The 26,254-nt window shown below is 34.4% G+C and carries 27 protein-coding genes; 10 read left to right on the top strand and 17 right to left on the bottom strand.

The genetic code is table 11. The annotated features are described in order from the left end of the window. Positions 1–95 precede the first annotated feature (95 nt). Both MHH95_RS11780 and MHH95_RS11775 read left to right on the top strand, forming a co-directional pair. Positions 96–593, top strand: coding sequence for an RNA polymerase sigma factor (locus tag MHH95_RS11780; RefSeq protein WP_340727714.1), 498 nt, complete (start codon positions 96–98; stop codon positions 591–593). 15 nt (positions 594–608) lie between these two features. Beyond that, positions 609–1,547 carry a hypothetical protein gene (locus tag MHH95_RS11775; protein WP_340727713.1) on the top strand — a complete coding sequence of 313 codons (939 nt, stop codon included), beginning with the start codon at positions 609–611 and terminating at the stop codon, positions 1,545–1,547. Positions 1,548–1,690: 143 nt separating this feature from the next. On the opposite strand, the gene MHH95_RS11770 is transcribed toward MHH95_RS11775, so the two are convergent. Next, complete coding sequence (locus MHH95_RS11770; protein ID WP_340727712.1) at positions 1,691–2,341, bottom strand: hypothetical protein; 651 nt, start codon at positions 2,339–2,341, stop codon at positions 1,691–1,693. Between the two features lie 16 nt (positions 2,342–2,357). Then, a complete protein-coding gene (locus MHH95_RS11765; protein ID WP_340727711.1) occupies positions 2,358–2,798 on the bottom strand; it encodes a GNAT family N-acetyltransferase in 441 nt (146 codons plus the stop codon). A 202-nt stretch (positions 2,799–3,000) separates the two neighbouring features. Here MHH95_RS11765 and MHH95_RS11760 point away from each other — a divergent pair, with 202 nt between their 5' ends. Then, the gene (locus tag MHH95_RS11760; protein WP_340727710.1) at positions 3,001–3,564 is read left to right on the top strand and encodes a DUF4256 domain-containing protein; all 564 of its coding nucleotides are present in this window, start codon (positions 3,001–3,003) and stop codon (positions 3,562–3,564) included. A 465-nt stretch (positions 3,565–4,029) separates the two neighbouring features. Here the strand turns inward: MHH95_RS11760 and MHH95_RS11755 are convergent, their stop codons facing one another. Then, positions 4,030–4,302 carry a hypothetical protein gene (locus tag MHH95_RS11755; RefSeq protein WP_340727709.1) on the bottom strand — a complete coding sequence of 91 codons (273 nt, stop codon included), beginning with the start codon at positions 4,300–4,302 and terminating at the stop codon, positions 4,030–4,032. A gap of 211 nt (positions 4,303–4,513) precedes the next feature. Between MHH95_RS11755 and MHH95_RS11750 the strand changes: the two genes are divergently transcribed. Next, complete coding sequence (locus MHH95_RS11750; protein WP_340728753.1) at positions 4,514–4,759, top strand: N-acetylmuramoyl-L-alanine amidase; 246 nt, start codon at positions 4,514–4,516, stop codon at positions 4,757–4,759. Positions 4,760–4,910: 151 nt separating this feature from the next. On the opposite strand, the gene MHH95_RS11745 is transcribed toward MHH95_RS11750, so the two are convergent. The 5 genes from MHH95_RS11745 to MHH95_RS11725 form a co-directional block, all read right to left on the bottom strand. After that, the gene (locus MHH95_RS11745) at positions 4,911–5,924 is read right to left on the bottom strand and encodes a S66 family peptidase (RefSeq protein WP_340727708.1); all 1,014 of its coding nucleotides are present in this window, start codon (positions 5,922–5,924) and stop codon (positions 4,911–4,913) included. A gap of 313 nt (positions 5,925–6,237) precedes the next feature. Further along, complete coding sequence (locus tag MHH95_RS11740; protein ID WP_340727707.1) at positions 6,238–6,876, bottom strand: hypothetical protein; 639 nt, start codon at positions 6,874–6,876, stop codon at positions 6,238–6,240. A 69-nt stretch (positions 6,877–6,945) separates the two neighbouring features. Further along, on the bottom strand, positions 6,946–7,452 hold the full coding sequence (locus MHH95_RS11735; RefSeq protein WP_340727706.1) for a PadR family transcriptional regulator: 507 nt from the start codon (positions 7,450–7,452) through the stop codon (positions 6,946–6,948). 6 nt (positions 7,453–7,458) lie between these two features. Beyond that, positions 7,459–9,924, bottom strand: a complete 2,466-nt coding sequence (locus tag MHH95_RS11730) for an FtsX-like permease family protein (RefSeq protein ID WP_340728752.1) — start codon at positions 9,922–9,924, stop codon at positions 7,459–7,461. Beyond that, positions 9,893–10,612, bottom strand: a complete 720-nt coding sequence (locus tag MHH95_RS11725) for an ABC transporter ATP-binding protein (RefSeq protein ID WP_340727705.1) — start codon at positions 10,610–10,612, stop codon at positions 9,893–9,895. The genes MHH95_RS11730 and MHH95_RS11725 overlap by 32 nt, the downstream gene beginning before the upstream one ends. A gap of 507 nt (positions 10,613–11,119) precedes the next feature. Between MHH95_RS11725 and MHH95_RS11720 the strand changes: the two genes are divergently transcribed. Further along, positions 11,120–11,677, top strand: a complete 558-nt coding sequence (locus tag MHH95_RS11720; RefSeq protein WP_445683009.1) for a GNAT family N-acetyltransferase — start codon at positions 11,120–11,122, stop codon at positions 11,675–11,677. Beyond that, the gene (locus MHH95_RS11715; RefSeq protein WP_340727703.1) at positions 11,656–11,838 is read left to right on the top strand and encodes a transposase; all 183 of its coding nucleotides are present in this window, start codon (positions 11,656–11,658) and stop codon (positions 11,836–11,838) included. Before MHH95_RS11720 ends, MHH95_RS11715 begins: the two co-directional genes overlap by 22 nt. Before the next feature lie 445 nt (positions 11,839–12,283). On the opposite strand, the gene MHH95_RS11710 is transcribed toward MHH95_RS11715, so the two are convergent. From MHH95_RS11710 to MHH95_RS11690, 5 genes are all read right to left on the bottom strand, one after another. Next, entirely contained in the window at positions 12,284–12,481 is a 198-nt protein-coding gene (locus MHH95_RS11710) for a hypothetical protein (protein ID WP_340727702.1), read from the bottom strand. 52 nt (positions 12,482–12,533) lie between these two features. Next, positions 12,534–12,974 (bottom strand): hypothetical protein, encoded by a 441-nt coding sequence (locus MHH95_RS11705; RefSeq protein WP_340727701.1) that lies wholly within the window; start codon positions 12,972–12,974, stop codon positions 12,534–12,536. A gap of 467 nt (positions 12,975–13,441) precedes the next feature. After that, the gene (locus MHH95_RS11700) at positions 13,442–14,308 is read right to left on the bottom strand and encodes an ABC transporter ATP-binding protein (protein ID WP_340727700.1); all 867 of its coding nucleotides are present in this window, start codon (positions 14,306–14,308) and stop codon (positions 13,442–13,444) included. Continuing rightward, on the bottom strand, positions 14,308–16,791 hold the full coding sequence (locus MHH95_RS11695) for a hypothetical protein (protein ID WP_340727699.1): 2,484 nt from the start codon (positions 16,789–16,791) through the stop codon (positions 14,308–14,310). The genes MHH95_RS11700 and MHH95_RS11695 overlap by 1 nt, the downstream gene beginning before the upstream one ends. A gap of 381 nt (positions 16,792–17,172) precedes the next feature. Further along, positions 17,173–17,772, bottom strand: coding sequence for a DedA family protein (locus tag MHH95_RS11690; protein ID WP_191699434.1), 600 nt, complete (start codon positions 17,770–17,772; stop codon positions 17,173–17,175). Between the two features lie 401 nt (positions 17,773–18,173). On the opposite strand from MHH95_RS11690, the gene MHH95_RS11685 reads away from it, so the two are divergent. Beyond that, on the top strand, positions 18,174–18,602 hold the full coding sequence (locus MHH95_RS11685) for a hypothetical protein (protein ID WP_340727698.1): 429 nt from the start codon (positions 18,174–18,176) through the stop codon (positions 18,600–18,602). A 128-nt stretch (positions 18,603–18,730) separates the two neighbouring features. Here MHH95_RS11685 and MHH95_RS11680 read toward each other — a convergent pair whose 3' ends face one another. The 3 genes from MHH95_RS11680 to MHH95_RS11670 are packed head-to-tail and all read right to left on the bottom strand — an operon-like array spanning position 18,731 to position 21,735. Further along, positions 18,731–19,540: a carbohydrate ABC transporter permease gene (locus tag MHH95_RS11680; RefSeq protein WP_340727697.1), complete on the bottom strand. Its 810-nt coding sequence runs from the start codon at positions 19,538–19,540 to the stop codon at positions 18,731–18,733. 12 nt (positions 19,541–19,552) lie between these two features. After that, entirely contained in the window at positions 19,553–20,434 is an 882-nt protein-coding gene (locus MHH95_RS11675; RefSeq protein ID WP_339216095.1) for a carbohydrate ABC transporter permease, read from the bottom strand. 50 nt (positions 20,435–20,484) lie between these two features. Continuing rightward, positions 20,485–21,735 (bottom strand): ABC transporter substrate-binding protein, encoded by a 1,251-nt coding sequence (locus MHH95_RS11670; RefSeq protein WP_191699222.1) that lies wholly within the window; start codon positions 21,733–21,735, stop codon positions 20,485–20,487. Between the two features lie 485 nt (positions 21,736–22,220). Between MHH95_RS11670 and MHH95_RS11665 the strand changes: the two genes are divergently transcribed. Then, positions 22,221–23,165, top strand: a complete 945-nt coding sequence (locus tag MHH95_RS11665; RefSeq protein WP_340727696.1) for a bile acid:sodium symporter family protein — start codon at positions 22,221–22,223, stop codon at positions 23,163–23,165. A gap of 365 nt (positions 23,166–23,530) precedes the next feature. Here MHH95_RS11665 and MHH95_RS11660 read toward each other — a convergent pair whose 3' ends face one another. Then, positions 23,531–24,043: a GNAT family N-acetyltransferase gene (locus MHH95_RS11660; RefSeq protein WP_340727695.1), complete on the bottom strand. Its 513-nt coding sequence runs from the start codon at positions 24,041–24,043 to the stop codon at positions 23,531–23,533. 527 nt (positions 24,044–24,570) lie between these two features. On the opposite strand from MHH95_RS11660, the gene MHH95_RS11655 reads away from it, so the two are divergent. Together MHH95_RS11655 and MHH95_RS11650 are read left to right on the top strand one after the other, a co-directional pair. After that, positions 24,571–25,359 carry a hypothetical protein gene (locus MHH95_RS11655; RefSeq protein ID WP_340727694.1) on the top strand — a complete coding sequence of 263 codons (789 nt, stop codon included), beginning with the start codon at positions 24,571–24,573 and terminating at the stop codon, positions 25,357–25,359. Further along, a complete protein-coding gene (locus tag MHH95_RS11650) occupies positions 25,356–25,883 on the top strand; it encodes a hypothetical protein (protein WP_339216087.1) in 528 nt (175 codons plus the stop codon). Before MHH95_RS11655 ends, MHH95_RS11650 begins: the two co-directional genes overlap by 4 nt. The last annotated feature ends 371 nt before the right edge of the window (positions 25,884–26,254 follow it).

The following is a 26,254-nucleotide window of genomic DNA, read 5'->3' as shown; positions in this document are numbered from 1 at the left end:
TCACTGAATCATTATTTTTTCTATATACATATTTTCCAAATCATGTCACATTTCCAACCTCTAAATTGTCTAATATTTACGAAAGGAGTGGTTTAATGCAACACAAAATGATGACTATCGCCAATAAACAATCATTTACACATGCGATGGATGAACTCATTGAAGCGTACTATGACAAAATTTATAAATATTGCTTCAGCCTCTTACGAAATACATATGACGCTGAAGATGCCGTACAGGAAGTTTTTATAAAGGCGATGAAGCACGGCAAACTAGCCTCGATTGAAAATCCGAATGCCTGGCTTTATAAAATTTCGTATTTTCATTGTCTTAATAAAATAAAGCGAAAAAAATTAAAGTCTTTCATTCCCTTTATTGAGCAGGAAGCAAAGACAGCAGTCTTTGATCACGACAATGATGATCAGCTTGAATCAATACTTGTCCATTTAAAGCCTGAAGAACGATCGCTCCTGCTATTACGTGTTATTGAAAATTATAGTTTTGAGGAAATTGGTCAGATTTTTGAAAAACCACCAGCAACAATTCGAAAACGCTACGAAAGATTAAAAATAAAAGTGAAAAATTTATTATAGAAAGGGGTTGGGTATATGAAAGATTTCGATATGTTTGAGAAAAAGTTGAAGGAACAATACGAGCAAATCGAAAGTCCAAACAAACAGCAAGTTATCCAAAGAATCTCATCTCATAAAGATAAAAAGATGAGACGGTTTCCAATGTTTGCTATGATTTGTTTCGGGTTATTTCTTTCTGTCGCAACAGTCGGTGCAATGAATTTCAATGGATTGGCGTTTTTTAATAAGGATGCATCTTCTGTAATTGAGTTAGAAACAATGACAGATGAAGAAATGATTCCTCACAATCAAGCGAATGACATTAATATGAAAAATAGAGAACTAATGGATCAATTAAGGAAAACAATTGAACCAGGGAAATTTTTATACTTTTTAGATGTAGAAGCATTTGAGCAATATGGTGAGCCAGATATATTCTCTCTGTATAATTTTGATACGTTTCGCTCATTCGATAATCTACCTGTTGACTTAACAACTAGATGGACATTTCCAAAAACTTTATTAGAACAATACGAATTCAAAGAAGGAAGCTTAATTTACAATACCCCTGAAAAATCTTACGAGGAAATGATGGAAATTATAGAGCAGTTAAAACAACAAGCACTGAAACAAAATCAACATTACGCAGTATTAGAAGGAGAGTTATTATCTTCCGTTCACTCGATATCTTTATGGTATGAAACGAATGAATTTCCTTTCAGTAAAGCATTTGATATTACAATTGATAGTATTAACAAGCGATTAAAAACAAGCGAAGACCTGTCTAGTTTTGTCAAACTGGATAATGTTTTGACCACAAATGCTTATTATAGTGAAGAACAACGAAAATTAGTATTTGTTCAGCAAACACCAGAAGAAAATTATTTAATCTCAATTCGAAATCCTGTTATCTCAGAAGAAAATGTGAGTTTACAAACTTTTATTGAAGTTGCGAATATGCTTTTAACAAATTAAATATTAGTTTTGTGTAAAATGACTATACCCCTGTTCCAGTTAAAGGACAGGGGTATATATCTTGATTTAATTTAATTTCACGATCCAAATATCTCATTAGGGATTCAAGTAGCTGTTCTCCAAATAATGTTTCGAAATCAATATTATTTCTTATTAATCGTTATTTCGGTAGTTTCCAGTCCCAATCGTTCTTTTAATTCTTCCGTTATCGTAAATGAAATAGTTGAACCTTTTTCTACATTTTCATATTTATGATGTACAGCAGTCACAACCGTGCCATCAGTGACGTAGGTTTCAGAGGGATTTGAATTCACTTTTATATGATCTATATAATCCCCGCTAATTTGCCCTTGCATAAATATTTCCGATGGCAAAATCGGATATTCTGTTTGTCTTTCTATCAAAGAAATTTCAATCGACTGATCTTGAATATCAACTAAACCATTCACTGGAACCAGTACCCCGTTAATTTGCAATTCGTAATCCCATAAATTTATTGCTAAATCTTTTAATTGGGCGTCACTATAATCTTTAATAAGGTCAGCAATCAATTGTTTATAATACGCCGCTTCCTCTTCTTTATAGCTAAAATCCGTTTGAAGATTATCTAAAGTAGCCTGCAATTCTTCGTTTTGTAGTTCTAATTTGTCGATTTGGGCAGTGTTATCTTCCAGAAGCTGAGTTGAAGCATTTACTTCTTCTACTTTGTCACTATTTGGAGAATTTTCCTCATTCTTATTCGAACAGCCAACGAGCATAAACATAAAACTTAAGCCTATTAAGATTCTTTTCAATTATTTACACCCCCATCTATGATTCAAGATTTTTGCTTAAGAAGACAAGACGTTCAATTTCTTCAAACCCGTTTTTCTTATAAAATGCTTCAGCTGGAATTCCTCTGTCAGTTAGAAGCGTAATGTTGCTTATCTTATTTTCTAGAGAGTTAATTAAATAATCCAGCAATGCTTTACCAATTCCCCTATTTTGATGTTCGGAGTCCACACACATTTCATGGATATAAAATTCATCCCCACTCCACCATTTTCTTTGTACGCCCATTATAAAACCGATTACTTCTTCATTTTCTAGTGCGATAACCCCAAAAAATCCAGGCGTATGATAAAAATCTAATAAGTACTTTTGAGCATTCGGAAATGTCCATTCATCATTCCACGGCTCATCATTAAACACTTTAATAAACGTTTCAGTACATTTAACTAAATCGGTTTCTTGAAAAATTTTATATTCCAAAGTAAGTACCCCTTTTTATGATATTTAGAAGTTGAAACATTATCGCATTTTTATGCTATAGTAGCGCATTGCCTTCGGGACACCTAGCCCCTTTCCTCAAATTTTACCATTATTACAGCACCGTTAGCTGTAAATATTTACATTTTTATCATATGTACAGTATCATTAACTCAATCAACTACTTAACGAGGTGTTCTCTTTTATGGCAACTAAAAAAACGTTACCAAACAAACAACAAATTAAATTAATTGCAACTTTGAAAGCACGCTTTGAACAGCATATGGAGCGTCACCCGAATATGGATTGGGAAAATGTGCAGGTAAAAATTGAAGCAAATCCCGAAAAGCTTTGGTCTCTTCATGAAATGGAACGTACAGAAGGTGAGCCTGATGTCGTTGCCTATCATTATGAAACGGACACGTATACTTTTATGGACTGCTCACCTGAAAGCCCTAAAGGTCGCAGAAGTATTTGTTATGACCAGGAGGCATTGGATGCGAGAAAGAAAAACAAGCCGGAAGACAGTGCAATGAATATGGCGGCAACGATGGGCATCGAAATTTTATCAGAAGTCGAATATCGCTCATTACAGCAGCTTGGAAAATTTGATTTGAAAACTTCTAGCTGGGTTTTGACACCACCGGAAATACGTAAACTTGGAGGAGCGATTTTCTGCGATCGTCGATATGATACGGTCTTCATGTATCATAATGGTGCAGACTCTTACTATAGTGCGCGAGGATTCAGAGGGTCGTTAACAATTTAATCTTTTATTGTTGATAAAAATTTTAAAAAGAGGCTAGGACATAAGTATAACGGGTTCGCTTGATAAGAAGATAAGTATTAAAAACAATGTAAATGACACGCTAATTAGCATTATATTTAGACAGTAAATTCTCTATATAAAAGGCGATTAAGAATGCTCCGATAATTTCTGAGCATTATATTTTACTCTAATTGGGGTTACTTCGAAAATACAAATTTACTCCGATAATGATATGCATGATTTTATACAAGAAAACCAATGACGCAACACATCAAAAAGTACCCTCAAATCATTACTAGCACTGGCTTTTATGAAAAATGCATATAACTATGCATAAGTAATATGCCGATAGAAAAGGGCAGAAATATTGATTTAACAACATTTCTGCCCTTTTCACTTCTTGCCAAACTTGCATTTGGGAACGTTATTTTTATAGAAAATTTATATTTATGTAAAAATAAATTACTATTCAACAATCAGAATTTTATTGTTTTTTACTGTATAATCTCCATATTTTCTAGAGAGGTATATTTTCCCCACTGGTTTTTTTTCATTGGCAAATACTAACAAGAAATCAGTTTCGAGTACATCAATTCCTCCAAATAGAAAATTAAATTGAATATCCATTGAATCTTCTATCATTTCATCTGTTGTATACGGTCCAAACACATCAACTTGGGTCCATTCTAAATCAGTTAGTTTTGTTAAATCGATTTGTGTTTCTCCTTGTTCTATCATTATGTATATTTCATTAGCAGAAATTGAATTTTCGCCTGCTTGACTTCCCCAAAAAAGTAGTAATCAGCCTAGGATAATAACAACAATAACAATAATGTAATGGTTTTTTCTCATAAGTCCCTCCTCTCGTTAATATGTCTTTAAATACATGTTCAGTCTATTAAAAACGCTCAATACCATTATTTAGTTCCCAAAGCATCCTGCAGATAAGATCCCAAATGCTTTAGTGAGCGTTGGATTTAGAAATCGAGGTGTGAAAGAAGCTCAATTTTATGTACTAAAAAATACAAGGGCTCCCGCATCGCTTATGGAAGTTGGTTTTATTGATAATAGTGCTGATAATCAGCTGTTTGACGCTAAATTTGATGTGATTGTTGTTGTAATTGTGAAAGCGATTCTTCCTGCTGTAAATAAAGTTAATACGTTTCCAGCTTGTGTTCAGAAATTAGGAGGGTAAAAAAACATAGGAAGGCAGCTGTCAGTTTTATACTGGGGGTTGCCTTTTATTAAGACAAACGATCTTCCACAATTGTGCGCGATTGTGGTAGATCGTTAATAGACTAAAGCCCTATTAGCTTAACATTGTTTAAATAATATCTCGCACAATATTATTTAAAAGTTTGTAATACAATACCTTGACCATTATATGATTCAACTTCAGCATATGCACCATTTATGAAAGTGATTTGTGGTGGAACATGACCGCAATCAATATCGTATAAAATAGGAATTTGAAGCTCGTTTGAAAGTTCTTTATAGACATCTTCCACTGTATAATTTGTAACAGGTGTATTTGCTGGACTTCTACCAAACATAATACCAGTACAATTCTCAAACCAACCAGCAAATTTCATTTGTACGAGGGATCTACGTAAGTCAGTGGTTGATAACTCACAATTTTCGAAATACCAAATGATAGAATCTCCTTCTATATAATTCTTTTTAAAGTTCTGTACATCGCCATATGGTGTACCAACTAAATGCCTAATTGTGTCAATACATCCTCCAAGTAATCGCCCCTGCACCTTAACTTTTTCGTTTTCAATTGATTTCCAGTAAGTTCGTTCTGTTAGATTGAAAATATAAGGAGTAGGGTTATCATGTTGCCATTCCTTCTGATATTTTTCTGATGATTTTTGGAGAATTGCTTCACCCATTTTGGTGGATAAAACAGATTGCCACATTGCTGTCGTATCATCAGAATACTCTCCTCTTAAATCTATTAAATTTGTTCCGTGGGCCGTAGCAACACCAGTTTTCAATGTGATTGCTAACAGTAGCAGACTAATATCAGAATAACCTAATACCCATTTATTTTGTATATTTTCAAAGTCAATATACTCAAGCGTCTCAATAAGTAGTTGTCCACCCCAAGGAGGAATAATTAGTTGTATTTCCCCATTAAGCATCATTTTATTAAACTCTTCCGCACGCTTTTTAGCAGACGCAGACTTTGCCTTATCCTGAGTCCAAGCAGTTTCATCACTAATTATATTAAAACCTTTCTTTTCCATACTTTTAAATGCAGAAATTAACAATCCATGTAATTCACTTGGTACTCCAGATGATGGTGCAGTTACCCCTATCGTTGTGTCTTTATCTAAGAATGGATACTTTATCATATTTAGCCACTAACCTCCCCGTTAGTTAAGTACATTGCTTCATAAACTTAATCGTCCAAAAGGATTCTTTTCACATCACAAAGATTAATGCATCATCAAATTAAATTGGCTACTCCAACCCATATATACCTCATTAACCACGTTTTAAGGTCCTCACCCAGCAAGCTGGTCTGCGGAACGCCTCCCGCTTTGGGCTTTGTTCTCCTACAAAAACAAAACAAGGACTATAGCTAAAAGCTTTATTTCTAATAATGTCCAAAAAAGAATAGGCTAGGATAGTAGAAATGTATAATTTTTAAGTTCAAACTTACTTCTACCTATTTTTAGGAAAAAATGTATAAGACCATGAATTAATAAAATCAGCAATAAATACAATTCCCCAAATTACACCTATTGCAAACGCAGCATCATTTGGATAAGGTGACCCTTCAGCATTTCCATTTCCTAGCCACGAAAAGTCACTTAAGTACATCTTTATTTCTGCCAAACTTTCTGTACCAAATTCCCACAGAATAGCTTGGACTGTGATGAACAAAACTAAATGAATATAAGATGATACGCGATATTTCTTTGCAATATATTTAGGATTATTATTTTTTTCAATAATTTCATAATCTTTATCAGTTAATAATTCAACGCCACGTAACTTCCCAATTTTTTTACGCATCCAACGATCCAATTTGATAAAATCGAGTATACCAAATGTAAAAGCATAAATGATGAATATGATAATAACGATTTGAAAAGTTGATATTTCTCCTGTTTGACGATAGACATACAGTCCGAGTAATCCCTCAATTATCAACAAAAACAGAAATAACAAAATAAACATTATGCTAAATCGAGGTTTTTTTAAAAAATAGCGAAATATACCGAATAAGATCAGGCACCCCAATGACAATACCTCTAAAAAGATAAACAATTCCCAATTGTAATCGAGTATAACATCCAATCGTTCTCACTCCCCTTCATAAGAATTGAATAGCGGCAAAGGTTTTTAAAGAAAAACCTTTGCCTAGAATTATGGTCTATTTCGATTTTCAACTTGATTAATCCAGTTTAAATCTGCTTCTAAATGTAAGAGGGTACCTGTGATTAATAAATACCTATTCTCGTCACCTTGAAGAAGAAATTCCGTTTTAAACTTAGTCAATTCCATGACATCTTTCACTATCATCGCTTTTTGTTCATCCAGCATTTTCTTTTCTTGTTCGAAATTAATCTTACGCGCACAGCTCCATTTAAAATGAAAGTCTTCTTTAGTAGAATGATAGGGTACAGGTTCCAATAACCAATATTCCAACTCTTTTTTACCTTCCGTAGTGATTTCATAAAGTTTTCTTTCTTGGTCATCCATTCCTCCAGATAAGACAAGTTGATCACGTATTAGACGGTCTAGAGTCGTATAAATTTGACCCGGATTAATTTTTTCTTTAATTCCCAAAAGGGATTCTAGCTCTAGTTTTAATTCATATCCATGATTTTTTTTTAGTAACAGCAGTGTTAATATTCCGTACTTAACCGACATAATTGCTTAACCTTCTTTTAGTGATGATATAATATTTATTTTACTAGCTGTAGTACTGGAAATCCAAGAAGCAAGGAGACTTAGAGAAACACCAGCAATTAGTGCCAGAATAATATTCCCTAAAGGTAATTGAAAAGATATAAACCCTCCCAACAGTTCGGATTGGCTACTTGTATAAAGTAAAACTACTCCTGAAATTATACCACCAATAACCCCCGACAATCCTATAAGTAAGCCTTCGCCAATGATCATCTTTTTAACTTGCTGTTTTGTAAAACCAAGCGCTCGCATTGTCCCTATCTCATTGGTGCGCTCCAACGTATTCATTAATAAAGTGTTGGCTGTACCGATACTAGCTAGTCCAATGATTAAAACTAACATGATTAAAATCAACTCATTCATACCGATTAATGCTGAAGTAGTTGATTTAATTTTATCTTCCACCGTTTCTACTTTTGAGAGATGAGTACTGAAATCCGACCATAACTCATTACGTAATCGTTCACCATTATATCCGTCATTTAAAGTTATTAACATGTCGAAATGATTCGCCCCACCAAATTCATTATCTAAATGATTCTTATCCATAAATGCAACATAGCCTGAGTAATTCGATGTCTTCACTACCTCAAGGACTTCAAGTTGTTGTTTACCTGAAGGTGTATTAATGGAAATATATTCTCCTATACTTCCACCCCATTCATCAAAAGCCCTTTCGCCGAGTACAACAGAAGGTTCCTTTGCCAGTTCATCATATAAATTCTCCTTTTTAGAACTCTCAAACAATGTGGGTCCTTCTTCACCTACAGCAAAGATAGAAAACTGTCTCTTCTCCCCATCAGTAGTTACCCATGTAATTGGCGTAGCTTCCGTTAAAGGATTCACATTTACAACAGCGTCATACGATAATAATTTTTCTCTATCCAGATTAGACCAAGGTGCTTCTGATGAAACTCTGAGGTCTCCTCCATACGTCTTCCTGATTTCATTTTCATAACTTTCAGGTGCGGATTCAATAACAGCACTTAGTAATAATATTACTGCAATCCCCACAGCAAGAATGGCAGCAGTATTAGCATTTCGATTTAATTGTTTTGTAAGGTTTTGCGTTGCCAAACTACCAGAGTAACCGAAAAATAATTTTAAAACAGGTTTAAATACTCTGCTCATACCAAGTAACAAAAATGGAAACAACAAAATGATGCTTGCCAAAATCGCTAAATAAGAAATGGGATTATTGATAAATACAAAAGCAAGCAAGCTAACACCCAGAACTGCCCTAACTTTGTATAGGCTTCTCGATGATTGAGTTTGATTTGCCGTTTTTAATGTCACTAACACAGAGGTTTTCCCCGCATTGTAAATAGGAAATAATGAAGATACAACAGGAAATAAAATTCCGATTATTACCGCTATTAATGCAGGTATTTTCCAATTTAATGTGTAAACCATGTCAAATTCAAATACGCTTAGTAAAGTTTGCATGAACAAATCTCCAAGCCAAATTCCTATAGGCACCCCAACAACTGTACCTATTAGCCCCAACAGTAGTACTTCAATAAGAATAAGTCTGGAAACAGAACTTTGTAGATATCCAAAACTTTTCATGATTGCAAATTCCTTTTTTCTCTCCATAACACTTGTATAAATCATATTAAAAACAATAAATGCACTAATAAACATAGATAACCCAGCAATTAAGTAAAAGAATGTGTATAGTCCTCCTATATCGTTACTTTGCCGATCATCCGCTACAACTGGTTGTACATATGCATTTGTATTACGTAATTCTTCTTGGAGAGATTGAAAAAGCTTCTCTCCATCTTCATTTGTTTGAAATCTAACATAGGAAAGTTTGTCCTCCATAGCAGTCCATTCTTGTAATAATTCTAATGGAGCCATGATTCGGAAGCTGGTTGATTCAGCATGTTCCCAGTTATTCGGACTTGCAAGTAACGGTGTATATTCAACAATGGCGGAAACCTTAGCTTCTCCCAAATCGGTAAACCTAATTGTATCTCCTACATTTTTATTTAACAGATTTGCAACAGCTTTTGGTATTACCAAACCTTCATTATTCAAACTTCCTTCAATTACAGGAAGTTTCAATAAAGAGCTGTTTTGATCATTCACGCCTGTAATTCGGACGGATCTTTGATTTAGAGATTGGTCACCCTCCAGTTCAAAAAAAGCTTGTTTATCAAGTGCAAGCATAGTTTTCGTCGCAATTGGACTAGTTAAAACTGAAGAAACCACATCCTCAGAGTAAGTATGCTCATCACTTAGAATCCAATAGTCCGCATTTGCTACATACATTTCTTCATAATAATTGAAAACATCATTTGTTGTTTTATCTGCAATAAGCATAGATGTTACAAAAGCTATCCCTAAGATTATCCCAAGTAGGGAAATAAAAAATCTTTTTTTATTTTGTGTTATATTACGCCATGAAATTCGCCACATATTTAGCATAATTGTCATCCTTTCTAGAAATCACTTGATCAATAACACCATCCTTAAATAGAATGATTCGATCAGCAAATCCAGCTGCGAAAATATCATGCGTTACCATAATGATTGTTTGATTGTTTTCTCGATTGAATCTAGATAATAAAACGAGTATTTCTTCGGCTTTAACTCTATCTAAATTCCCTGTTAGTTCGTCTGCTAATAGAACGGAAGGGTTATTAACTAATGCCCTGGCTATAGCAACTCGTTGTTGTTGACCGCCACTCAATAAATTAGCACGTTTCCGACCAAGTCCTTTCAATCCGACAGCATCAAGCAGTTCTATAATAATTTGGTTCTTCTTTTTAGTTAAACTGCCATCTGCATGAAGAGGGAAAGCTATATTTTCTTCTACACTTAATGTAGGGAGTAGCTGATAATTTTGGAATATAAAACCCATATACTTTCTACGAAATATCGTTCTTTCTTTTTCCGTCATATTACTTAAATTATTTTGATTTATTACTATCTCTCCTTCAGTAGGGACATCAAGCCCCCCTAAAAGTTGAAGTAATGTGCTCTTTCCAGAACCACTTGGACCCATTATAGCTACAAATTCGCCTTCTTCAACGTTCAAATCAATTCCCTTCAAGACTTCCGTTCTTTCTTGCCCCTGTATAAATTCCTTTTTCAAATTGCTAACCTTAATCATGTTTTAATTCCTCCCATCCTTTCAAAAACATTATATACTAAGTATATAATACATAAAAGTAAATTTCTTTAAATTACATTAATAAATATGATCTATCTATAAAAAACCCCTAAACATAATATATACTTAGTATACATTATGTTTAGGGGTTTTTATTCTATCATTAAATTTGACTGTAATACAATGCTTGAAATATCAATTCTAAGGTATCTGTTTAAATTTAGCATCTATATTGTTAAGGAATTTTTTGTAATTTTTGATAAAGCAGTACTGTAACTATTTAATTTTTCAACAAACTTTAGTTAAAGGTTGAGAATTGCTAAATAACTCAATTGAAAAAATTGTTAACTTTATATACACTTTAACTATCATAAGTAAAGGGAGTTGAACTCATGATGGCATGTATTGCATTAGACGTTTTCACAGTAACAAGAGCAAAAATTCCGCAAGGGTTCAGTAGAATAATCCTTACTGCTGTTCCCTGCTAATTAATTGGAGGGAAAAATGATGAAGCATTATATTGAAAAATTTTTAACAGGTGAGAGAATCACTTTACGTAAAATTTCAAAAGATGATTATGAGAATTTCTATGCAATTGAAGATGTTATGGAAAGTAGATTGTTAATGAATGATGAGATTCCATTTCCACCAACTAAAAGTGACCATGAAAAGTTTCTAAGTGAAGTAAATCCTGAAAAGGATGAATATATATTCGGAATTGAGTTGAAAGATAAAAAAATCTTTATTGGGACAATATCTGTATACTCAGTGAATTGGAAAAACAGTACTTGTCATGTTGGTGTTTCTATTGGCCCCGACTACCAAGGAAAAGGCTTTGGAACAGATTCTATGAAAATATTGATCAACTTTATATTTAATTATATGAATTTAAATAAAATAAAGCTTCAGGTATTTAGTTTCAATAAAAGAGCATTAACCTCTTATGAAAAATGTGGATTTTCTTTAGAAGGGACTTTAAAAGAAGAGCTATTTAGGTTTGGGAAATTCCACGATATTTATTACATGGGGTTACTAAGAAAAGATTGGGTGAATTTACAGGGTTAAATATTGGTATAGCAGCGGTTCAAAGATATGTAAATGGAAAAGAAAGTTCAAGGAAAGTAGCGGCTGATATAGGGGTATCCCATCGTTACCTATTAACTTGGGTGAAACAATATGAACATACCGGTGTAGAGGCCTTTGTAAAAGCGAAATACTCTTATTAAGAAATTGATATTATATATTGATTGGAGTGAAGGGCCAGTGTAGCTGACGGCTACAAGCAAAGCTTCCTGAGGAACAGCGAAATTTATTTTGCGCCGAGTAACCGCAGAAGCACCGACACCTAAGACGTTCGTGTAAGGCGGTGCCCCCGGAAAGCGTCCCCGTAACTGAAATCAATTCTGGCAGAAGCAGAAAAACATCTATTTTTTCTTTGAAAATAGATGTTTTTCGTTTTGTCACAGGCTCATATTGTTTTTGACATCGTTATATATTTCCATTGTTTGTTCATAAATAGCATTATTTGGTTCAATTTGATAATTTCCCGAACTATTTCTTAGATGAAAAACCCCCTTATCATCTAATACTAAAATGCCTGAAATTTGTCCATCATAGATAAATTGTATCGTTATCGCCTTTTCATAATTAATTTGTTGGTTGGTTTGTCCACTAATATTCTATTTGATTGTAAGCCTTCACAAGTGACTGAACAGTTTCTTTATCTACTTTGTTAAATCCCTCATACCAGCTCTGTCCATAGCCAATATTAATGTAATCCGCTTTAATTTGATTTACAGAGTTATTGTTACATCCGCTTACAATTAAAAATGCAAATAGTAAAATAAACGTAAATAATAATTTCTTCACAGTTTCACTTCCTTCAGTTTAGAATCGCAATGCAGACAAGTATAGCAATCTTTTAATATTGAGTGGCTAAATACTGCCCCATAAGCTGCAAATGATAGTAAAGGAGTGACGCAATTATTCCAACAGCTAAAATACCAAGCGTATCCGAATTATAACTGATATCACCAGTTGTAATAATAAACAAAAAAATTAAAGTACTAACTATCCCCGCTAAAATATAACAAATGAATTTACTCAAGTATTTTTTACTTCTTGAGTAATTTTCATGTTTTACGCTTATTTTATCTATTACAAATGACCAAATAACACCTGCAATAATAAAGACAGGACCAGAGTATATAGCGTAGATAATAAAAAGTCCTGTTAGAGAAATATATGCTGTATTCGGTTCTCTGTTAGAAACTGGTGTGTATGCAATTATAGCAAGCGCAACACAAAATATGAATGTTGCAATAACTCCCACTAATATTCGTTTACCTATTTCACTTACCATTTAATACCCCCCCCTTATTAATCATCACCCTACTGCTACAGTTTTCACACTTAACTAACCTGCTGCGTTCGGTTAATTGTAAACCATAGCCAAACATTTTAATTCTATATATCAAACTACTTTTTCAATAATTTCACGAAAAAAACCCTTTATATATTTTAAAATATAATAACCAAAATTATCTTTTTTTGTTTTTTACCGTTGTATGTATAATATGCAAAGTGCAAGTGCAGCTTCAACCTTAAAGCGATGAATAAGCTGATTGGAATGGAGGGACCGTGACTCCACAAGGAACAAGCACGCGTGGAACTAAATTGTGCCTGCCTTCTTGGCACAATTTAGTTCGCTGGAGCCGTGCCTGCGGAAAGCGTCCCGGAATGGAAATCAATTTTTTCACCAGCAAAAAAACGCTATTTCTTTCAAGGAGAGTAATGGCATATTTGGGTTATGTCCCATTGTCCTTGAAACTACACTTCATAAAAATCACGATACAACTCTTCCAAATTACGTTTTAACGGATTTACCGACTGAATTTGTATATTGTGCTTAAGTAACCATTGCAGATAGATTTCAATCGAGTATGCCGCATCTGTAATCAGTCGATTTTCATTTATTTGAAATGGAAGTTCACTACCTTGCATTATATGAGCAAGGTCATGATTAGGATCACATTGAATCTCATAAGGTACATCAACCTTTGATTCGAGTTGATTCGTATGAAGGTTTCCCTCTTTAATAAACCAGATTGTATCAGTCAAATCCTCTAGTATATCGAGGTTATGTGTGGAAATGACAATGCTGATTCCCTGTCCATGCAGTGTGCGGATCAATTGTTTTAATTCAATAGTGCTTGTTGGGTCCAATCCGTTAAACGGTTCGTCCATTAAAATAATGAGCGGCTTTGTCAAAATACTTACCGCAATAAATAAATGTTGGCGCATCCCGTAAGAATAGGATTTCACAGGCTGATTCACATAGGAGCGAATTCCGACTAGATCTATAATATCCTCGATATCATTAGGGGGAATTTTATAGACATTGGCAATAAACGACAGATGATCATAACCTGTTAGTTGCATATACAAGTAATTATCACTCGGTAAAAAAGAGATATATTTAAAAAATTCAGGGCTATTATGAGAAATGTTATTTATTTGAACTGAGCCGCCATTTATTTCTTCCAGCCCTAATACTGAGCGCATTAACGTTGATTTCCCTGCCCCATTTGGTCCTACAAGGCCGATAATTTCCCCGCCTCCAATCGAAAAATTAATATTTTCGAGAACCGATTTATTTTTATACTTTTTTTCGAGCTGATGTACGTGCAATACCATTAAGATGCCACCCTCCTTCTAAATAAAAAACCGATAACGAACAAGAAGCTTCCGCTAATGAATAAAATGACTGTGCCACTTAGAAAATTTACTTTCCCGTTGTTTGCTTCAATAGATTTCCAGCCATCTATCACATTCCAAGTATCAAAATAGACAAACGGATTATAAAAACTGCTCGTTAATTCAATATAATAGTTTCCAGCAGTATAGCCTGCAATGACAATCAAGAACGTCACAATAATAGCTGCGTAATGGTTTTTCATCATTTTTCCTATGAAACTAAACAGGCTATTCAAAAAGTAAATTTGAGCGATAATAAGAATTCCGCTTTTCACAAGAAGTGCAGCCAGGCTATCAAAGTAAAAATACGCATTATCGGCTGTTGAAAGGAAAAAATGTCCCTCTATCCTTTCCCTCGCATAAATCAAAATCGGGTAATTCGCTTCCCCAAAGCCCCCAATAAGTATGGCAACGAGGAAAACGATCGTACTGCTAATAAGGAGTAAACTACAGGCAATCACGAAATTATAGAGCCATTTCGTTATATAAACAGATGTAAGTCGAATCGGCTTCGTTGCTAAAAAGTTAATCGTTGGATTAGGGCTGCGCTCCTCAGCCATCGTTGTCCATAACAGTAATACAAATAGAAGCAATACAAACAGCATCATATTCCAATCCATAAATTTGTAGACAGTGAACAAACTGCTGTTGTCATATTTAGTATTTTGTTCCTGGAAAAGCTTTAACCTTTTAAAATGGTCATTATCAACAGCACGACTCGGATCATGAAAATTAGAAACCCATTTATGTCCAAGTGGCCATGGGGTAATCCCCTTGTCTTCCAGAATCATTTGCTGCTCTTCAGATGCCATATCTGTCAAAGTGCTTGTGCTTTCACTGTCTTTATATGAACCTGGCTCCAGCGACTTCATAACTTTACGAAAAGTTTCGGAAAAGTCAGGGGAATTAATCTCGCCTTTTAAACTTTCCACTGCATCATACCGATTTTCCAATTGTTTTATCATCAATTGGAACGGGTTTTGATCCAGTATTTCCATTTCTTCTCCGGCTTGCTCCGCCATTTGCTGTTGTAATGCCTGTTCGAGTTCAAATTCTTCCGCGACCATTTTCCAATGTGCCTGATCTTGAATAATTTGATTTTGATAACTTTCAATCGCTTTTAATGCTTTGTCAGGGAATGTTTGATACTGCTCATTCACTGCAATAACGACGCCGCCAATCATTCCGAATAATAAAATGATAGTAAAAAGAATATGTCCTTTGCGATTCTTTTTTAAATGCTCGAATTGCAGAAGCTTAAACTTCTGTGTTGATCGATACTGCTTTTTTGTTGTATTAAGTTGAGGTACTGTAAACTTGATATTTTTTGTTCGAATAATAACATACGCAATGATACTACTAATAATGAGCAGCAATAGCATGCCAAGTAAATACAGAACAAAACGATTTGAAGTCAACAAGTGCGGTTCATATGAAGCAATCAAGTGAATCGGGTTGCCTATTTGGAATCCAGTCTTTAATGAAATCATGTAGCTGATGAAAACCAGCATACTAATGACAAAGAACAGGACGCCTAAATTGGCTTGCTGCTTGAACAGGCAAATTGTTATAAGCAATAGAAATGAAATGAAAATCCCCCAGCCAATCGGAATAAAAACTAGCCACTTCCATACAGGTACCAAAATCATTTCTGAACCGACGGCTACTTCCAGCGGGTAAAAGATTGTATTGACATTCCCAGTTAATAAGGGAGGTAAAAATGATAGAATACTTGCTATTAAAATATACATAAATACGATACTTAGTAATGGAACTAAGTATCCGTAATAAATGGATGTATTGGATAATGAGTTTATTTTAAAGAAATCAAATAGCCATTTTTCTTTGTCAGCCATATATTTAAAACAAAATACAAGCAGGAGCATAAATATAGTAATTGGGCTAAAAAAAATCTGGAATAACTGCTTTGTAAAGAGGGCCGTTTTATAGGGAGTGATCTGCTCTGTATATGGGAGATCATATTCAAGTAAATGTTCGGCCATAAGTCGCTCAAACTTTAATGTATCTTGATTTAGGTAAGGTATAAATTTGGTTGTGGCGGTATATGTTTCGTACTCATTTATATAGGCAAGCTGTTGTTGTGCAATCTGGAGATCCCCTTCATTAATCTTTGCCAATATCTCTTTTATATGCTCTTCTTTCACCAAAAGAATGTCCAACGATTCCCGTTCATCAGGTGTTAGACCAATAACGCGGTCTTTCGTTAGCATACTGGAAATTAAAAGACGAACAGTTTCTTCACGATTGTCGAATGTTTCCTGCAACTCGTTCTTCGTTGCACCCGACTGCGTACTATTAATGCCCAGCAGTATACAAACAAGAAGCCCCATTGCAATCGGAAACAGGAAAATATACTTACTTTTTAGCCATCCCTTCATAAGAAAATGGATTATTTCTTTCATATATCCCCCTCCACTCATAATTTTGCAACTACTAAATTTAAATCTTATTAAGCTATTGTTCTTTTTTCATTTTAACATTTAAAATCCAAAATATGTATAAAGTGGTTAAATACCCTTCCGTAAGTTGGGGGTGACAAAATTGAAATAATAAAATTTTCTATTGAAGCCTGTCCTGATTAGACATAAAATGAATTTCTGCAAAAATGAAGAGATATAATAGAGTATTTCCCCGCCGCCTCGCGATAGCGTGGCTTGACTGGGGTTATTTACTCCACTCAATAACAAGGGCAAAATTTTGGATTGGTGGGCGAAAGAGGGGTAAAAACATTTAGTAATGGGTAATAAAAAAGGTAGCCTATTAACCTAGGCTACCTTTTCAAACTATTTCTTATTTGGTAAATTCATTTTACGCTCCAATAACTTGATGCGGTATTTATAAATCGCATAAATTACTGCTAAAATTATAATGAGAATAACAAATGGTTGTAGGTATTGCTTAAACAGCTCTCCTGCCTGTTCCCAATTTTCACCTAGCTTAATACCTAAATACACATAAAGCGCGGTAATTGGAAACATTGCTAAAAACGTGTAAATTGAAAACTTCCATACATTCATTTTTGTCATCCCGCACGGAACGGAAATCGCTGTACGGACGATTGGCATAAAGCGTCCGAAAAAGGCGACACCAGCACCATATTTTGCGAAAAACTTGTCCGCTGCATTTACTTGCTTTTCATTAATCAAGAAGAACTTCCCATACTTCAGTACAATCGGACGACCACCATAGCGACCTACCGCGTATAATGTCAATGGCCCAATTGTTCCACCTACAGTACCTGCAAGCACCATTAGCCAATATTTATATTCTCCCTGAGATATCCAAAACCCGGCCATCGGTAAGATGACTTCTGCCGGAATAAATTCAAAGCAGAGTGCTAATAATACACCCAAATAGCCTAACCCTTTAAAAAACTCAATCATTGGTAAAATGATTGTATCTAACAACAAAAACAACTCCAATCATTTGCAATCTCCAAAGTCAAAATCGACAGAAACCGATTTTACCCCTTTAGTCCACTTCTACATTCATATAGCATACAAAAACTTGGAACGTTTCACAATAGAAATTCCGAAAACCTACCACTTTTATGTATGTTCTCCTTTATAATAGAACGCCGTCCCGCCAATAATGTTGCCTTATTCATGATATTGCCCTATTAGAGTAGTGTATGTATATGCAAAAAGCGATATGTCACAACCACTTTGACATTTTCCTTTTCTTAACAGGCTAGAGTATTAGAGAGAAAACAGTAAAATTCAGGAAACTTTAGTTATCCTTTTAACGTATATATTATTAGTCTTACATATATTGGAGGTTTCAAATGAATAATCAACCTACGTTAAGAAAATTTTTTGTGCCTATTATTTATTTAGCTGAATGGTTTCTTTTCTTATTTGTTGCTCTTTGCATTGCTACTTTAAATATGATTAATTTAGTGAATATTATTACTGTCGACATGCCTTGGGAAGAACCACTTATTTTTACATCATCATTTATTTTTTCTTTGTCATTTGTAATAGGACTAGCAATCATTTGCTTTTTTTACAATAAGTTTTTAATGGGAAGTAAAGCGTATCAAAAATTTAAAAAGACTATATGGGGTATTCTTTTTGGATTGAACACAATTAGTTGTGTACTTTGTGGGATCCTTATTTATGGTTTCAATTTCTTTCATTCTGATGGAATACTACTGCTTATAATTACTTTATTAAGTGCTGTAATAACAAAAATATTTATTTCTAAAAATTAGTATCATAGAAATTATAACTATTCTACATATAAATCCATACAAAATTTACTCTCCTATAAAATTAAAACGGATCTGGAAAACGATTAATTTTCCAAATCCGATTATATATTCGGCTATAAGACAATTAATTATCCTTTAACAGAACCTGCTGTAATCCCTGCAATGAAGTAGCGTTGCAGGAATAAATATGCAAGAATCATTGGAGCTGATGCTATTAAGACTCCAGTAAATAATAGTGGATAGTTCGTCGCATATTCTCCTTGGAATTCCAGCAATGCAAGCGGAAGCGTTTTATAATCATTATTCGTAATAAATAATAATGGATACAATAAATCGTTCCAGTGCATTACGCATAAGAAAATTGCTGTCGCTGCAATTGAAGGCAATGATAAAGGCAAGGCAATCTTATAATACATTTTAAATTCACTGGCTCCGTCAATTGTAGCTGCTTCAAATAATGATTTAGGAATAGATTTCATAAATCCAGTTATTATAAATATAGCAACGGGCATTGTGACAGCAATATTTACTAAAATTAAACCTAGCAAACTATTTGTTAAGCCTAAGTTATATACTAGCTGATAAAGCGGTATCATATTTACTTGAGCAGGCACCATCATTCCCAGCGTAAATAACGAAAAGATAATGACCCCAATCCATCCAAACATTCTCGTTACACTATATGCAATCAAACTTGCAAACAATAGAGTAAGCGTTACAGAGAAAAACGTAACAATTACACTGTTCATGAAATAACGGGACATTGGTTGTTCCGTAAAAATGGATACGTAGTTTTTAAAGCTAAGGCTGCTCGGTAATCCTAATATATTTGAAAATACCTCTGATGTAGATTTAAATGTTGTAAGAACGACAATCAACATAGGTATAATGACGACTAAAGCAAATAATGTTAAAAGTATGAACCTTATAAAACGCATGTCACTTCCCCCCTATTCCTGTACCTTACTAGCTCTCAACATTCTAAATTGCAGTACTGTGATAATAGCAATAATAATCATGAATAAGACCGATTCAGCTGAAGCATATCCGAACTCAAAGCTTCTAAATGCAGTCGTATAAATGAGCGTTGCCAAAATTTCCGTTGAATAATTAGGGCCACCACGCGTCATTGCGAAAATCAAGTCGAATGCTTTAAAGGACTGAATGGTCGTATATGCCATAACAATAGTCGCTGATGGGGCAATCATCGGCCAAGTAACATACCTAAAACGCTGCCAACGACTTGCGCCTTCAATATTAGCCACCTCATATAAATCTTCAGGAATCGCTTGTAATCCTGCTACAAAAATGACTAACATTTGACCTGTATGGAACCAAACTTGTGTTACAGCAACTGAATAAATAGCTATATTTTGATTACCTAACCAACTTTGCTGTAAAAACTCAAGATTTAAATAACCTAGAATCGTGTTTAATATGCCGATATTTGGGTCATAAACAAATGACCAAATAAACGCTACAGAAACTGAACTTAAAATTGTCGGGAAAAAATATAATGCACGTAAAAATACATTTGTTTTTGTATTTTTAATTAAAAACAGTGCAAACAGCAATGAAAAGCCCGTTTGGAAAATCAAGACAAATAGCATAAATTTCAAGTTATTGCCCATAGCCTTCAAGAATATAGAATCATTTGTAAGTATATTTATGTAGTTATCAAATCCAACTATGTTAAAGTCTGGCGAAAGTCCGTCCCAATCTGTAAAAGAGTATATTACAGCATTAATAGTAGGAATGATAAAGAAAGTAGAATATAAAATTAAACCTGGAATTAAAAATAATAGTAAGACCTTATTCCTTTTTAAGTTCATCCAATCATCCCTTTACATTAAATAGAGTGGGGGAAAAAATCCCCCTTCTATCAAATATTTTGATCTACAATTTTTTGAGAGTCTTCAGCTGCTTTTACCGGATCCGTTCCATTTAATACAGCTTGTATTGAAGCAATAACAGCTTTTTCTACATCAGCATTCGGAATTAAATAACGTGGTTGGAAGCGGGTATTTTTTTCAAACCATTCTTCTGCTGATTTTAATTCTTCAGATGTATACTCAACATCGTTAACTGTTACGTGCTGACTTGTTTTGTTTGCATATTCCTCGGCGTTTTCTTTTTCAGATAAGAAAGATACAAACTTTTTAGCTGCTTCTTTTTTACTCGATTTCGCATTTACTGCAAGCATGAATGTAGTTGTATGAATCCCTTCCCACACAGCTTCACTTTCTGAAACTGTAATTGGTGCAAGTAAACCTAATTCAATATCTGGATTAATCTCTTTAATGCCGGCTACTGCAAATGAACCAGTTGCAAGCATAGCTGCATCACCGTTTGCAATCATGGCAATAGCACCTGGATGATTTGTTCCTAGAGCACCATTTCCTAAATAGCCTTTGTCGTTTAACTCTTTAAATTGTGTAAGTGTTTTTACCCACCATTCATCTGTAAGCTTAGCTTCCCCAGCTATTAGCTTGTCAAAAATATCTTCTTCAGGAGCATTGTTCATCATCATAGAATTCATGAACTGTCCCGGACCAATATCTGCACCTGGGAAGGCAATCGGAGTATGTCCTGCATCGGCTATCGCTTGGCAAAGGGCTAAAAATTCTTCCCAGCTTTTAGGGTTTGGATCTAATCCTAATTCTTCAAATAATGTAGCGTTGTATACAGGCTGATTAAATACAAGTTGCAATGGTACTGCATATTGCTTGTCATCTGCCTGACCAGCCAAAATTAATCGTTCATTATAGTTTTCAAGAAAATCTTCATTGGATAAATCCTCAAATAAACCTGCCTGTTTAATGATCTCAAAATGAGAACCCGGGTAGCTTGTAAAGACATCCCCTGTTGAGCCGTCACGTAATAACGTTTGCGCTGTAGATTGATATTGTTCTGATGGATAAATTGTCATGTCGACTTCAATGTCTTGATTTTGTTCTTCGAAATCAGCTATTAAACTATCAAAAGCCGCTTTATCTTCGCCTCGCCAATGAATGAAGCTAATTTTCGTTTTACCATCGCCTGTTCCACTATCAGAATTACTACTTGTACTTCCTACACAACCAGATAAAACAACTGACAATATTAAAATACTAATTAAAAACATCCTTTTCATACTTGAAGTCCCCCTTCTTCTTCCATTATTCAATTAAAATTTACATGACAACAAAATCGGTTAACTATGTAACATGCAGTTATTAGCTATCTTTTTAATGTCCGTTTAAGAACTTATTAAATGACTGCATAATAAAAAGAATATTATTTATTTAGCTCTCACTCCTACTCTTTATTTATTATTTTTTAGCTTACTAATGGTGGTTGTAACAGGATTGCACTTAAAATTGGAGATGTTACACATGGGGAAATTTACTGGTTGAGACAAAACCAATAATTTTATATACCACTATAAAAAGTTAAGTAAACCTATTTTTGTAATATTTTTTGATTAATTAAAAATTACGATATTGATATGTTTTGGAACATGGACTATTAATCATTATTTCCAATATTGATAAACAAAATTTTCTGAATTTTATTGCAATTAAAAATTTAATATATTACAATAACTAGAATTCAATAGAAAGCTGAGGTCACATCATTATGGGAGTTTTACAGAAAATAGGTAAGTTTGCGGGGAATACATTTGCTCTTTGGGTACTGGTTGCAGCTGGTTTAGCCATTTGGATACCAGAATATTTCACTTGGATCGGCAGTTATATCACAATCTTACTTGGAATTGTGATGTTTGGTATGGGGATGACGTTAAAAATAGATGATTTTAAATTGATTCTTCAGCACCCTAAAGGCGTCATTATCGGGATTGTTTCACAATTTGTAATAATGCCGTTGCTAGCATTTGCATTAGCCAAAATTTTCAATTTACCACCGGAAATTGCGGTTGGGGTTATATTAGTAGGCTGTTGTCCTGGAGGTACTTCCTCTAACGTTATGACATTCCTGGCAAAAGGAAATACAGCATTGTCTGTTACGATTACATCATGTACGACATTACTGGCACCATTTGTAACACCGGCTCTTATTTACTTATTAGCAAGTGAATGGTTACCAGTTTCTTTTATGGCGATGTTTATGTCAGTAATCAAAGTAGTATTAATTCCGATTATTTTAGGAATCATTGCTCAGTTTTTATTTAAACCAATCGTTGAGAAAAGTATCGATATCCTTCCTACCGTATCCGTTGTTGCCATTGTTATGATTGTTGCAGCCGTAGTAAGCGGAAGCCGGGATAAAATTTTGGAAACAGGATTAATTATTTTTGCAATCGTAATATTACATAATGGGTTAGGGTACTTATTTGGATTCTTAGTAGCAAAACTATTTAAACTTCAGTACGATGATCAAAAAGCTGTCTCAATTGAAGTCGGTATGCAAAATTCAGGCTTAGGCGCACAATTAGCAATGGCCCACTTCGATCCAGTATCAGCCGTTCCGAGTGCCATCTTCAGTTTCTGGCACAATATTTCCGGACCAATTCTTGCGACGTATTGGGGTTCAAAGGCGGATAAAATAGCTAAAAATAGATAGATACTCGAGCTAAAAAAACTTGAAGAGAGCTTGGGACAAAACGAAAAACATCTATTTTTTCAAAGAAAAAATAGATGTTTTTCTGCTTCTGCCAGAATTGATTTCCGTTACGGGGACGCTTTCCGGGGGCACGGCCTGAGCCTGTAGTCTCAGGCGTCGGTGCTCCTGCGGTTACTCGTCGCAAAATAAATTTTGCTGTCCCCCCAGGAGTCGCCCCTTCACTCCAATCAATTCATATAATATCAATTTCTTAATAAGACTATTTTCCTTTTACAAAGAAATTTCTACTTATGTCCCAGCCTGTTTTTTATTTCGGTAATTTCAAGAGAGTCTCATGAATATTACAAAGCCTTATCCGCATACAATCATACACTGCCACACTCAAATTTATATTGCACTAACTTAACTTCCTTCCCAATATAGATTTCACTTCCATTGCTGCTTTCTTCCGTAAATCCTAACTTCTCCATCATTTTTCTTGAACGATGATTTGTTTCGTGTGTCTCACCATAAAATATAGTAATTCCTAATTGTTCAGTTGCATAATTTATTAATTTTTTTACCGTCTGTGTACCAATTCCAACATTCCATAGGTTACTTTCTCCAATAGCAATGCCTATTTCAGCACTATTATTCGTTATCTCTGCTAAATCTGCATAACCAATCAACTTATTATTATATTCTATTCCAAGACGAATAAACTCCTTTTGTTGATTTATTACACAATGTTCCCACCATCGAAGTAATTCAATAGGATCTCTATTTTTCTGCCAGCCATTTGCTTCACAAAAACGTTCATCCTTACTCCAGATTAATACAGTATGAAAATCCTCTAGTTTTAACTGCCTAAAATAAATTTCATTTGGATTAAAAACCATTATTTCACCTCAAAATTATTCTTTTTGTCGTAACGAATCGTATGCATTCATGGAAAATACTTACAATAGCCCATTCATTTTAGAATAGCATAGGGTATACTGTTTCTGTAATAATTAGATTCATCACCATAAGTTGGGGATGACAAAATTAAAAAATAAGGTTTTCTAATGAATTGCGTTCTGCTGCGCTACGGGGAAAACGCGTTAAGCAAGTTTTTGGACGGCTCACCCTTCGCTCCACGTCACTCTGCTTTGGCATAAAGTGAATATCTGCAAAAATAAAGATTATAAAACATAACATTTCCGCTCTCTGTCGCCTCGCGATAGCGCAAGCGGCATGAATGGGTGTTTTTTAATTCACTTTATAACGAGGGCAAAATTTTTGGATTGGTGGGCCTCTCAAACGGCAATAAAGGCAGTGATAAAGACACGTATCACGTGGTTTGAGCGCTGTCTTGCCGTAACCCACCAATCAAGAGGAATTTTATTAGATTTACTATCTTAAAGGATCTAGTTAGGAGAATTAAATGAAAAAATTATTACTGATACTTGTCATAGTTGGTGTTATACAAATAACGAGTACGCTTTACTATGATGCAAAGATGCTGGATGAGCCGATTCCTGTGGCCGGTACGATTGATTTTGCAAACAAAACGATTAAATTTTCATATATAACGAATTCAATAGATCCGCATGAATTTCAATCGATAGAATTTAACGGGCACCATTATTATCCGGAACAGCCATTTTCGATGTTTAACCCGCAGCCACAGACTACGCTTGAAACATATGTTAAATATACTTATTACAGTATGATTTCACCGGTTATATGGCTAAATGACAATGAAGATTTAACTCCTTTAGATGGTGTTACAAAAGGGACAATTCATTTTAAGGATAGAATGACAACACCGATCTCACTTACAACTTATGAGTATGAGGAGATCCCGCAGCTAGAGTTCTTATCTAGTTCTGTCGGGACAGATGGCACATCCGGTTTTTATAAAGTATTAGAACCTTTTACGTTAAAACAAGTAAATGTCGTAGACAATCGGGTTGACCTGCTAAATTTCAAAATAAATGGTAAGGATGTACAGCTTCCACTAACTGTCCCACTTCAAATAAACAACGAAGATAAACTATATATTGAGACGACAGACGGCGAGGCACAATATGAAATGGAACTGTTTAAACTGGAACTACATATTGTGGATAATGCAGAAAAAGATAAGATTTTGACATTAACCCAATTTTTAAATACGAGACCAAGTGAGGACTGGGTAAACAGTATAGTGAAGGAGCGTGGCGAGCTATGAACTTTCACAAACTTATTATAATCGGGGTTTTGTTTCAGTTTTTTGACATCAATTTTGGCAATTTTGATATTTTTCCGGATTTTATCGGCTTCATTATTATTGTTTATGCGTTTTCAAAAGTGGAGGCCCAGTATGCCAAACTAGGTAATCTCTGTGCTACGGTACTTGCCGTAACGTCATTAATGGGAATATGGCTGCCTGAGATGTTCGTGCCATCTGCAAATTTAGCGCTTCAAATCGTTGCTATATTAAATGGACTTCTTACAATTCTCTATCTTGCCTGTATTTTTTCTGTATCAAATGAAATTTTACGTGGTGAAGAGAGTATGTTCCCGACGCTCTATATTAACTTACAATTAATCTTTCTGCTGTTTAGTTCTGTCGGCATGCACTTTCCAGTGGAAGTTTACGAGATCCTTGGCCTTTCAAGTGCTGCATTGTTATTTGTCTTCTATATTTATTTCATTATATTTTTATGGAAGCGTAAAAATAAGGAATACGCACTTTTGGATGAGGTAATATAGTTTAGAACTATTGAAAACAGGCTTTCCCAGCTGCGTGGTTCTAAAGCTTTGTAGATTGAAATGCGTAGTCAGATAAATAGAGGAATGAATTTCCGTTATTTTTAAAAAAACTTAAAAAACAATAAAAATAAAGGACGAAATTTCCGTTATTGACCTAAAAAAGATGAAATTACACGGTTTTATTTAAAATAACGGTAAAACGTTCCCTTATTTATCCTAAAATTGAGCTCCATCATTCAAATAACGGTAAAATATACCCTTATTTTGTGTGGGCACTGAAAATAGCGAGCAACTGTATCTAAAAAAGACAAATGCTATTATATACAGCACTTGTCTTTTTTTAATTTATTTTTGATTTGAACAGTCACTCA

Origin of the sequence: Solibacillus sp. FSL K6-4121 (assembly GCF_038002585.1) — a bacterium.
GTDB lineage: Bacteria > Bacillota > Bacilli > Bacillales_A > Planococcaceae > Solibacillus > Solibacillus faecavium.
This window is presented reverse-complemented; position numbering and strand designations above follow the sequence as displayed.